Genomic DNA, 10,855 nt, shown 5'->3' with positions numbered 1-10,855 from the left:
GCCATGAATTCCATCCCCATCCTCATGTACCACCAGATCGGCATCCCCGCGCCCAGCGGCACGCCGTATCGCGGCCTCACGGTGCATCCGGCCCGCTTCCGCAGCCAGATGACGTGGATGCACCGCCTGGGCTATCGCGGTCTGTCGATGCGCGACCTCATGCCCTATCTGCGCGGCGAGAAGACCGGCAAGGTCTTTGGGGTGACGTTCGACGATGGCTACCGCAATGTGCTCGAGAACGCCGCGCCCGTGCTGGCCGAGCTGGGCTTCACCGGCACGAATTACTTTGTCGCCCGCCAATTGGACGGCAGCAATGTCTGGGATGCCGAGAAGGGCATTCCCTATTCGGGCCTGATGAGCGCGGCCGAGATGCGCCAGTGGCATGAGGCCGGCAATGAAGTCGGCTCCCACACGCTGGACCACGTCCATCTGCCGCGGCTGCCGGCCGACGAGGCCCGCCGCCAGATCCGCCAATCCAAGGACGAACTGGAACAGGCGCTGGGCGCCCCGGTGACGGCGTTCTGCTATCCCTATGGCGACCATGGCCCCGAACATATGGCCATGGCGCGCGAGGCGGGTTATGACAACGCCACGCTGACGGTGCGCGGCCTGGCCAGCGCCGCCGATGATCCCTTCGGTCTGCCGCGGGTGACCGTATCGCGTTCGACGCACCTGCTGAGTTTTCTGCTCAAGACCCTGACCCGCTATGAAGAGCGCCGCCGCCGCCGTTGATCGGCGCCTGCGCATCGCGCTGCTGGTGGACCGCTTCGGCAAGGGCTTTGGCGGCGCCGAAGCCTATGGCGTCGAACTCATGCGCGTGCTGTCGGCGCGCCATGACATCACCGTGGTGGCGCGCGACTACGACAGCGATCTGCGGCTGGCCTATCTGCCCGTGGGCGCCAGCCCGCGCCTGCCCAGCTGGATGCGCGTCCTGTATTTTGCCTGGCGCGCCTGGCGGCTGACGCGCGGCGGGCGCTTTGACATCGTCCATTCCCACATGAACGGCTGGGCCGGGCAGGTGCAGGTCATGCACGTCACGCCGGTGCGCTACAACCGCCTGCACGGCGCGGGCCCCCTCCGGCGCCTGGCAGCCTGGCTCAGCCCGCGTCTGGCCACCTATCTGTGGCTGGAGCGCGCGCGCGTGGCGCAAGCGCCCGGCCGGCGCGTGGTGGCGGTCTCCCAGCTCATCGTCGAACAACTGCATCAGGCCTATGGCCCGCAGCTGCCCGTCAGCACGATATTGCCGGGCGTGCACGCCGCCGGGCCGGTCGATGGCGCGCGGCGCCAGGCCACCCGCGGCGAACTGGGACTGGCCGGGCGCCATATGGTCTGCCTGCTGGTGGCGCGCAACCCCTTGCGCAAGGGGCTGCCGGCCTTGCTCCAGGCGCTGGCGGCCTTGCCGGACGACTATCGCCTGCTGGTCGTGGGGGCCGATGCGCCTGCGCGCCAGGCGGTCGAGGCCAGCGGCATGGCGGCGCGGACCTGCCTGGTGCCGCCCACGCCCCAGGTCGACCGCTACTACGAGGCGGCCGATATCTACGTGCATCCCACGCTTAACGACAGCTTCGGCATGGCGCCCCTGGAAGCCATGGCGCACAGCCTGCCGGTGGTGATCAGCCCGCCCGCCTATTGCGGTTTTGCGCGCTATCTCAAGGACGGCGCGGATGCGCTCATCCTGGACGACCCGCGCGACGGCGCGGGCCTGGCCCGGGCCATCCAGGCCCTGGGCGATGACGCCGGCCTGCGCGCCCGCCTCATCGAGGGCGGAAGGGCCCTGGCCAGGCAGCAGAGCTGGGAGGCCGTGGCGGCCCGTTACGAAGCCCTGTACGCCGGCATCCTGGCCGGCGAGAGCGCCGGGAGCGCTTCCTAGCCGGGCGACGTCAGCCGTTCGACGCGGCCCAGCCAGCGCAGCGCCTGTTCACGGCTGTCGCCGCACATCTCCGCGCTGGGCGGCAGCGACCCGCAGACTTGCGGCCGTTCCGGGCGGCCGAAGATCCGGCAGCGCAGCGCCTCATCGAGCTGGACGCAGGGCACCCCCGCCGGCTTGCCCCCGGGCATGCCGGGGATGGGGCTGGAAATCGACGGCGCGATGCAGCAGGCGGCGCAGCCCGGACGGCATTCCATGGTCCCGGCCCGCCTAGACCCAGCCGCGCAGCCAGTACACCAGCAGGCCCGCGTATTCCTTGATGATGGAGCGGCTGGCGTCCAGGGTGCGGGTATCGGGCAGCCACGGGGAGACCTCGCCGCCCGCCGGCAGCACGATCTGCGGCGGCGCCGGCGCGGCAATGACTTCCACGCCCTGCTTGGAGAAGGCGGCCATGGCCCGGGGCATGTGCAGCGCCGAGGTCACCAGCAGCACCTTGTCGATATGGTTGGCGCGCAGCGTATCCTCGGTCAGGGCGGCGTTTTCATAGGTGTTGCGGCTGGCGTTCTCCAGCACCAGGGCCGAATCCGGCACGCCGCGCTGGCGCATGCGGTGCGCCATGCCTTGCGCTTCGCTCACATTGCCTTCCAGGGCGCCGCCCGAGAGCACCACCCTGGGCGCGCGGCCGGCCAGATAGAGGTCGGTGGCGACGTCCACGCGCACCACCGCCGTTTCTTTTTCGTAAGGCAGGAACCAATTGGCCCGCCCGTTGGCGGTGTTGCCGCCCAGCACGACGATGGCGTCGGCCGTCGGGGCGGTCTGCGGCGCCAGATGGGGATAGCGCTTTTCCAGCGACCCGCCCAGCCACAGCGAGGTGGCCGGCAGGGACCAGGCGAAGACCCAGATCAGGCCGGCGGCAATCAGCGCGCCGGCGGTCTTGCGCCAGCGCAACAGGCCCAGCACCAGGCCCAGCACCACCAGGGTGACGCAGAGGTTCAGCGGAATGATGAGGTTGGTCAGGTAACTATTGATCGTCATATCCAAACATTGCTACTCGGGGCGGCCCTGCAATTGCGCCTGCGCCGCGTCCTCGACCTCGGCCAGGCTGGGCCAGGCGCCCTCGGCGCCCAGGCAGACCGCGCGCGGGGACCAGGGGCCGGTCCGTTCGCGGCGGGTGACGCCGAAGAGGGTCAGTTCGCGCGCGCCGGCGGCCGCGGCGACGTGCGAGACGCCCGAATCATTGCATATCACCAGGGACGCGCGAGCGGTCAGGCAGGCGAAGGCGCCCAGGCCCAGGGGCGGCAGCAGGGACGCTGTCGGGGCATTGCGGCGGGCTTCCTCGACTTCCGGCGCAGGTGGGCACATTACCACGGTATGGCCCCGGGCCTGCAAGGCGCGGGTCAGGGCGTCGAATTGCGGCCAGACCTTGACCTTGCCCTTGTGCAGGCCGGTCGCCGTGGGCGCGATCAGCACAAAAGGGCGCTGGCCCAGGCCGGCCTGGGCCAGCGCCGCCTCGCATTCATTGCGGTGGCGCTCGGTCAGCGGCAGGTCCAGCGAGGGGCCGGGCTCGGCCGCGCCTTCGGGTAGGCCCCAGGCTTTCAGAGCCTGGCGGGTCAGGTAGTACCAGGACTGCACAGCGTGCATGGCCTGGGCCGGCTTGTTGATCGGCCAGCGCAGCAGGAGGCTGCGTCCATCGTCGCGGTAGCCGGCGCTGGGCACCCCGGCCAGGCGGAAAACCGCCGCGCTGGACAGCGAATCCGGCAGCAGCAGGCCGCGAGCCTGTCCCTGGCGATGGCGGGCCACCGTGGCGCGGTCGCTGCGCCATTTGCCCGTCATGGGCAGGAAATCCGCCTTGGGCAGGCCGTCGAGCAGGTCCCGGGCCCAGGGGCGGGCGCAGATGACCAGGGGCAGGCCGCTGGCCTGCAGCAGGCGCAGGCTGGGCAGGCTCATGCAGACATCGCCCACCCAGTTGGGCACGCGGACGTAGAGGGTGGATAGTGCGGACATGGAGACTCGATGGCCCTGGCGGGCGTATTTCATTCAAGGGAGCCGGTGGCGGCGGGTACAATCCCGGCATGATTGTATTAAAGCGAGTGCACCCTTGACTTCTGGCGTACGTGACGCAACAGCCGGCAACGAACCGGTCAAAGCCGTGCTGTGGCAGCGCATCTATAGCCGGGTCGGCTCCTACTGGAAGGGGCTGCTGCTGGCCGTCCTGCTGATGGCGGGCGCCGCGGCCACGCAGCCGACACTCGCCGTCATCATGAAACCGCTGATCGACGGCGGCTTCGCGGGCGACAAACCGCAATATATCTGGTCCGTGCCGCTGGCGGTGGTGGGGCTGATCTTTATCCGCGGCGTGTGCAATTTCTTCAGCGATTATCTGCTCGCCTGGGTGGCCAATAATGTGCTGCTGGGCATACGGCGCGATATGTTCGAGCGCCTGCTCGGGCTGCCGGATGCCGATTTCAAGCGCGGCGACACCGGGCGGCTGCTCAATCGTTTCACCATCGACGCCGGCAACGTGACCGGATATGCCACGGACGTCATCACCGTGCTGGTGCGCGAAACCCTGGTGGTGATTTCGCTGATCTGCGTGCTGCTGTATATGTCATGGCTGCTGACGGTCATCATCCTGGTGGTGATGCCGGTCTCGGTCTGGATCGCGCGCTCTTTCGCCCGCCGCCTGCGCCGCATCAACCGCGAAACCGTCAACATGAACGCCGAGCTCACCCGCGTGGTGAGCGAAGGCATAGACGGCCAGCGCGTCATCAAGCTCTTTGACGGCTATGAAGCCGAGCGCGGCCGCTTTGCCTACGTCAATGCGCGGCTGCGCCGCTTTGCGATGCGCACCGCCGTGGCCGACGCCGCCCTGACGCCCTTGACCCAGGTCTGCATCGCCGTGGCCGTGGCCGCCGTGATCGCCGTGGCCCTGGGGCAGGCCAATGCCGGCGCGCTGACGGCGGGCGCGTTCGCCGCTTTCATGAGCGCCCTGGCCCAGATCTTCGACCCCATCAAGCGGCTGACCAACCTGGCCAGCAAGATGCAGAAGATGCTGGTGTCGGCCGAGAGCGTCTTCACCCTCGTCGACCAGTTGCCCGAGGTGGACGACGGCCAGCGCCAGCTGCCCGAGCCGGTGCGAGGCAAGATCGAATTCCGCCAGGTCGGCCACCGCTTCCCCGATGCCGAGCGCGACACCGTCGCCGGAGTTTCCTTCACGGTCGAGCCGGGCCAGACCGTGGCCCTGGTCGGCCGCTCGGGCAGCGGCAAGACCACGCTGGTCAACATGCTGCCGCGCTTTGTGTTGCCCACCGAGGGCAGCATCCTGGTCGATGATGTGCCCATCAACGAGGTCCAGCTGCGCAGCCTGCGCTCGCACCTGTCGCTGGTCAGCCAGGATGTCGTGCTGTTCGACGACACCATTGCCGCCAACGTGGGCTATGGCGCGCTCGGCAAGGCCGACGACCAGCGCGTGCGCGACGCCCTGGCCGCGGCCAATCTGCTGGAGTTCGTCGACGGCCTGCCCAAGGGCATGCACACGCCCGTGGGTGAAAATGCCGCCCGCCTGTCGGGCGGCCAGCGCCAGCGCCTGGCCATCGCGCGCGCGCTCATCAAGAACGCGCCCATCCTCATCCTGGATGAAGCGACCTCGGCGCTGGATAACGAATCCGAGCGCCAGGTGCAAAGCTCGCTGGAGCGCCTGATGCGCGGCCGCACCACGCTGGTGATCGCCCACCGCCTGTCCACCGTCCAGAATGCCGACCGCATCATCGTGCTGGACGCCGGGCGCATCGTCGAGCAGGGGCCGCATGCCGAGCTCCTGGCCGCCGGCGGCCTGTACGCCACGCTGTACAACATGCAGTTCCGCGAAGACTGAGCTTTACGCTTACACAGCTTCATGCCTGGTTGCAGCCAGGCCCGATACACTGGCCCTCCTTGCAGAGAGAGGCCGCCCGGCAGGTCCTGGCGGAAATTCCGGCGTCGCCCGCGTGGGCGGCGCTTTTTTTTGCGCGGCCTCGGCGGTGGCGCTTATTTGGATTTAAACCACAAAATAGACCAGATTATCTGGAATATGTTGTGGCGCAGTATTTTCTTCGATAAGTTGTACTAAATACTCGCATTTTTGCGATGATGGCGCCGTATTCACGGCGCTTGCCGCTTTGGGGCTCCGGCCCGCATGACCCGTATGTCGTTGTTCCCATATTGCTCAGGAGCCAATAATGGTGAGACTCCGCGTGTCCCGGCAGGTCCTGGTATTTTCCGCCGCCAGTTTTTCTTTCTGTGCCCAAGCCCAGTTTGTCGTGCCGCTGCCGCCTCGCGCCGCGGTGCCGGCGGCCGCCGCCACGGTGAACGGCGATTGGCCCGCGACGACAGTTCCTTCCGGCACTTCATATACCGCCAGCGGCTATACAACGCCGGTCTTCCAGGCCAACGGCATGGTCGGCACGAATAGCCGCACCATTTTGGTGACGGGCGGCGGCGGTATTACGGCCACCAATCTGACCGCAGGCGGTCTGGGCGCCATTACCGCCCAGAACGGCGGCGTCATCGACCTGGGCTCGGGTTCGATTATCAATGTCGAGAGCTATGGCGCAGCGTCGGGCATTATCGGCGCAACCGGTCTGTTCGCCGAAGTTGCCAGCGCAAGCGGCGTGCGGCCATCCATTACCGCCGACAATCTGACGGTCAATGCCACCTCCGATGAACCGTATGGGGTGTATGCCTATACGAACTCCTCCATCGGCCTGACCGGGCTGACGACAGTCAACACCTATAGCGATGGCTTCCAGGGCTGGGGCCTGGTGACCCATAAGGGCGGCACCATGAGCGCCGAGCGCGTGGTGATACGCATGGATGGGCGGGCTGGCGGCTTTGGCAACCAGCAATATGCGCTGTCATCGTGGGGCGGCGGCACCCTGACGGTAAGTGGCCAGAGCGATATCGCGATCGTGGCCAAGGAAGCGATGATGGCGTATGCCGGCGGAGCCGGCTCGCGTGTCGATCTGGCGGGCATGACAGGCACGATATCGATGCAGGGTAACAATGGCACGGTCGCCGGCGCGCAAGGGGGCGGCGAGATTGTCGCCAATGGCGCGGTCAATGCCAGCGTCAGCGGCAGCGGCACGGCCTATGGCCTGGTCGTTTTCGATGGCGGCGCGGTGCGCTTTCTGGGCGCCAGCCAGCTGTCGATCGCAGGCGACGCCGACGCCTTTGGCTTGTCGACCTTCGATGGCGGCGATATCGTGCTGAGCAACAACAGCCAGCTTCAGGTCAGCGGCGCGGGGCAGGTGGCGGCCATTCTTTCCCTGGCCGCGGCGGCCGACACGGCTTCCTCGTTCACGGTGACGGGAGGCACGCTGGCCAGCTCGGGCGACGGCATCGTGATCGAGGGCGGCACGGCCCAGGTCAATCTGACGGGCGTCTCGCTGACCAATGCTTCGGGCGTGGCTTTTCGCGTGGGACCGGACGACGCCGGCACGGCAGGCACGCTCAACCTGGTGGCCAGCCAGTCGCAGTTCGCGGGCCAGGCCCTGCTGCAAGCGGGCAGCACGTCCAATGTGACGCTGAACAATGGCTCGAGCTGGCAGATCACGGGCGACTCGACGCTGACCCAACTGGCCTTGAACGACAGCGCGGCGCGTTTTTCGCCGCCGGCGGCCGGCGCTCACAAGACGCTGACGGTCCAGTCCTTGTCGGGCAGCAATGGCGTCATCGGGCTGAACACCTATCTGGGGGGCAGCGATTCGCCGACCGACCGGATCGTCATTGATGGGGGCACGGCCAGCGGCCAGACGCGGCTGCAAGTGGTCAATAGCGGCGGGCCGGGGGCCAACACCTCGGGCAATGGCATCCGTGTGGTGCAGGTGCAAAACGGCGGCACGACGGCGGCCGGGGCGTTCGCGCTCGATGGCCGGGTGGTGGGCGGCCCGTATGAGTACCGGCTGTACCGGGGTGATCAGCAGGGCGCGGGCGACGACTGGTATCTGCGCACCCAGGGCGAGGGGGGCCGTCCGCTCTTCCGTCCCGAGGTGGGCGCCTATCTGGCCAACCAGGGGTTTGCGAGCCAGATGTTTGTGCACAGTCTGCATGACCGTCTGGGCGAGCCGCAATTCATCGAGAGCACGGACGATGCGCGCGAAGGAGCGCGGCGCGGGGCGCTGTGGCTGCGGATGACGGGTCGCTGGGAGGGGAGCAAGAGCAACGACCGGCAGCTCGATGTCAGTTCCGACACCTTCCAGATCCAGGGCGGCGGCGACGTGGCGCAATGGAGTTTGTTCTCCGAGGCGGACCGCTTGCACCTCGGTGGCATGATGACCTATGCCAACTCGCGCAGCCGGGCCAGCGCCGAGGGCAACGCCGCCCATGTCCATGGCAAGGCCGATGGCTATGGGCTGGGCCTGTACGGCACCTGGTTCCAGAACAACGAGAGCAAGCTGGGCGCCTATGTGGATACCTGGCTGCAATATGGCTGGTTCAACAACCATGTCGATGGCGAGGACCTGGGATCGACCAGCTATGACTCGCATGGCTGGGCGGCCTCGGCCGAGGCGGGCTACGCCTTTGGCCTGCCGGCCAGCTGGGTGGTGGAGCCGCAGGCGCAGGTGATCTACGCCAGCGTCAAGACCGATGATGTCACGGATCCAGCCGGGACCAAGATCTCGGGCGGGACCTCCGATGGCGCCATCACGCGCCTGGGCGTGCGCGCCTACCGGACCTTTGACCTGGGCAATGGCCGGCAGCTGCAGCCCTTTGCCACGCTGAACTGGTGGCATGTGGGCACGGACGGCGCCGTGAAGTTCGATGGCACGCGGGTCGATGAGCTCTATCCCAAGGACCGCTACGAACTCAAGCTGGGCCTGCACGCCAACTTCACCAAGGGTTGGACCGGCTGGGCCAATGTGGGCGGCAGCTGGGGCTCGCAGGACTACCACCAGTACGTCGCCCGGGCCGGGGTGAAGTACACCTGGTAGCCCGTGGCTCGCAGCACAAGCCGCCCGGAAGGGCGGCTTTTTCATGCCCTGGGACCAGCTTGGTCCGAGAGTGGTCCGCCTGCCGGCATCCGCCCGCCTTGTGTCCGCACAATAGCGCCATTTGTCAGGGAGATAAGCACAATGGGACAGGCGCGCTGCGGCTGGGGCAAGTGGATTCGGGGCTTGCTTATTCTGCTGGTGTTCATCCTGGGCGTGGCGGCCGGCATCTGGCTGGCGCGGCAATATGCCATCGACCTTTGCCTGGATGCCGGCGGGTCCTGGACAGACAGCGTCGTCTGGACCTGCGAACGCTAGCGCCGGCCGGGCGGATCAGATCAGGATGATGTCGTATTGCTCCTGAGAGTAGGCGCCTTCCACTTCCAGCGAAATCGGCTTGCCCACGAAGTCGCCCAGCATGGCCAGATGCTGGCTCTCTTCCTCCAGGAACAAATCCACCACGCTTTGCGAGGCCAGGACGCGAAACTCCTTAGGGTTGAACTGCCGGGCCTCGCGCAGGATTTCGCGCAGGATTTCATAGCAGACGGTGCGCGCCGTGCGGACATTGCCGCGCGCCTGGCACATGGGGCAGGGCTCACAGAGCTGATGCGCCAGGGAGTCCCGCGTGCGCTTGCGGGTCATTTCGACCAGCCCCAATTGCGTAAATCCATTGACCGTCATGCGCGTGCGGTCGCGTGACAGGGCCTTCTTCAGCTCGCCCAGGACGGTGTCGCGGTGTTCGCTGTCCTCCATGTCAATGAAATCGAGGATGACGATGCCGCCCAGGTTGCGCAGGCGCAGCTGGCGGGCGATGGCCTGGGCCGCTTCCAGATTGGTCTTGAAGATGGTGTCGTCGAAATTGCGCCCGCCCACGAATCCGCCCGTATTGACGTCCACCGTGGTCAGCGCCTCGGTCTGGTCCACGATCAGATAGCCGCCGGATTTCAGGTCCACGCGGCGCGACAGCGCGCGCGCGATCTCCTCATCCACGCTGGCCGTGTCAAAGAGGGGACGCTCGCCGCTGTAATGGCGGATGCGGGGCATCACGGAGGGGGTGTAGATCTTGGCCCACTCCTGCAGCGCCGCCGTGGTGCTGCGGGAATCCACCTGGATGACGCCTGTATAGGGGCCCACCATATCGCGCAACACCCGTTGCGCCAGTGTCAGGTCCTGGTGCAGCACCGTGGGCGCGGGCTGGCTGCGGGCGGCGGCCTGCACGCTGCTCCAGAGCTTGCGCAGATACTCCAGGTCGGCCGTCAGCTCTTCGTCGGTGGCGCCTTCGGCCTGGGTGCGGACAATAAAGCCGCCTTTTTCCTCGGCCGGCACCAGCGCCTGCAGGCGCTCGCGCAACTGCGTGCGTTCGCTCTCGGAATCAATTTTCTGGGAGATGCCGATATGCGGGTCGTGCGGAAGATAGACCAGCATGCGCCCGGCGATGCTGATCTGGGTCGACAGCCGGGCGCCCTTGGTGCCCAGCGGATCCTTGATGACCTGGACCATCAAGGTCTGGCCCTCGAACAGCAGTTTCTCTATGGGGGTGGGGGTGAGCCCCTGGCTGCGCTCCTGGCGGTTTTCCCTCAGGTCGGCGATATGGATGAAGGCCGCGCGCTCCAGCCCGATATCGATAAAGGCACTCTGCATCCCCGGCAGCACCCGGACCACCCGGCCCAGATAGATATTGCCGACGTGGCCGCGCTGGATGCTGCGCTCGACGTGCAACTCCTGCACCGCGCCCTGGGCGACGATGGCAACACGGGTCTCGAAAGGCGTGACGTTGATCAGAATGTCTTCAGTCATTGTTGTCCGTGTCTATATATAGTGATGCGCTAGGGTATCGTAAGTCGGGCTGGCGCTGGCGTTCGCCCCTGCCGCGCAGGGGATATCCGCGGGCCAGCGCCAGCATGGCGGGCCGCCCCAAGAAGAAAATGCGCGGCTTTCGCCCCCGCTTACGACACACGCAAAAAAACTGTGCTATAGTTCGCCCCCTCGCAACACAGACAGCAACGCAGACGCGGCGCGGTAG

Annotated in this window: 9 protein-coding genes; 5 read left to right on the top strand and 4 right to left on the bottom strand. The window is 67.0% G+C overall.

Translation table 11 applies throughout. The annotated features are described in order from the left end of the window. Window positions 1–3 precede the first annotated feature (3 nt). Both L540_RS02270 and L540_RS02265 read left to right on the top strand, forming a co-directional pair. Window positions 4–732 carry a polysaccharide deacetylase family protein gene (locus L540_RS02270; protein WP_109842449.1) on the top strand — a complete coding sequence of 243 codons (729 nt, stop codon included), beginning with the start codon at window positions 4–6 and terminating at the stop codon, window positions 730–732. Beyond that, complete coding sequence (locus L540_RS02265) at window positions 707–1,870, top strand: glycosyltransferase family 4 protein (protein WP_043213011.1); 1,164 nt, start codon at window positions 707–709, stop codon at window positions 1,868–1,870. Before L540_RS02270 ends, L540_RS02265 begins: the two co-directional genes overlap by 26 nt. On the opposite strand, the gene L540_RS02260 is transcribed toward L540_RS02265, so the two are convergent. Genes L540_RS02260 through L540_RS02250 form a run of 3 tightly spaced genes read right to left on the bottom strand, consistent with a single transcriptional unit; the run spans window position 1,867 to window position 3,871 of the window. Continuing rightward, on the bottom strand, window positions 1,867–2,124 hold the full coding sequence (locus L540_RS02260; protein WP_043213013.1) for a zinc/iron-chelating domain-containing protein: 258 nt from the start codon (window positions 2,122–2,124) through the stop codon (window positions 1,867–1,869). The genes L540_RS02265 and L540_RS02260 overlap by 4 nt on opposite strands. A gap of 13 nt (window positions 2,125–2,137) precedes the next feature. After that, window positions 2,138–2,902 carry a YdcF family protein gene (locus L540_RS02255; RefSeq protein ID WP_043213017.1) on the bottom strand — a complete coding sequence of 255 codons (765 nt, stop codon included), beginning with the start codon at window positions 2,900–2,902 and terminating at the stop codon, window positions 2,138–2,140. A 12-nt stretch (window positions 2,903–2,914) separates the two neighbouring features. After that, window positions 2,915–3,871 (bottom strand): glycosyltransferase family 9 protein, encoded by a 957-nt coding sequence (locus L540_RS02250; protein WP_109842448.1) that lies wholly within the window; start codon window positions 3,869–3,871, stop codon window positions 2,915–2,917. A 94-nt stretch (window positions 3,872–3,965) separates the two neighbouring features. On the opposite strand from L540_RS02250, the gene msbA reads away from it, so the two are divergent. The 3 genes from msbA (at window position 3,966) to L540_RS22055 (ending at window position 9,150) form a co-directional block, all read left to right on the top strand. Next, complete coding sequence (gene msbA / locus L540_RS02245; RefSeq protein WP_109842447.1) at window positions 3,966–5,741, top strand: lipid A export permease/ATP-binding protein MsbA; 1,776 nt, start codon at window positions 3,966–3,968, stop codon at window positions 5,739–5,741. A gap of 343 nt (window positions 5,742–6,084) precedes the next feature. Next, a complete protein-coding gene (locus tag L540_RS02240) occupies window positions 6,085–8,835 on the top strand; it encodes an autotransporter family protein (RefSeq protein ID WP_043213024.1) in 2,751 nt (916 codons plus the stop codon). A gap of 183 nt (window positions 8,836–9,018) precedes the next feature. Further along, entirely contained in the window at window positions 9,019–9,150 is a 132-nt protein-coding gene (locus tag L540_RS22055; RefSeq protein ID WP_257784712.1) for a hypothetical protein, read from the top strand. 15 nt (window positions 9,151–9,165) lie between these two features. Here L540_RS22055 and rng read toward each other — a convergent pair whose 3' ends face one another. Next, window positions 9,166–10,629, bottom strand: a complete 1,464-nt coding sequence (rng, locus tag L540_RS02235) for a ribonuclease G (RefSeq protein ID WP_032964397.1) — start codon at window positions 10,627–10,629, stop codon at window positions 9,166–9,168. Between the last annotated feature and the right edge of the window lie 226 nt (window positions 10,630–10,855).

The organism is Bordetella pseudohinzii (assembly GCF_000657795.2).
Taxonomy (GTDB): domain Bacteria; phylum Pseudomonadota; class Gammaproteobacteria; order Burkholderiales; family Burkholderiaceae_B; genus Bordetella; species Bordetella pseudohinzii.
Note: the sequence above shows the minus strand (reverse complement) of the source record. Positions and strands in the feature narration are given on the sequence as shown.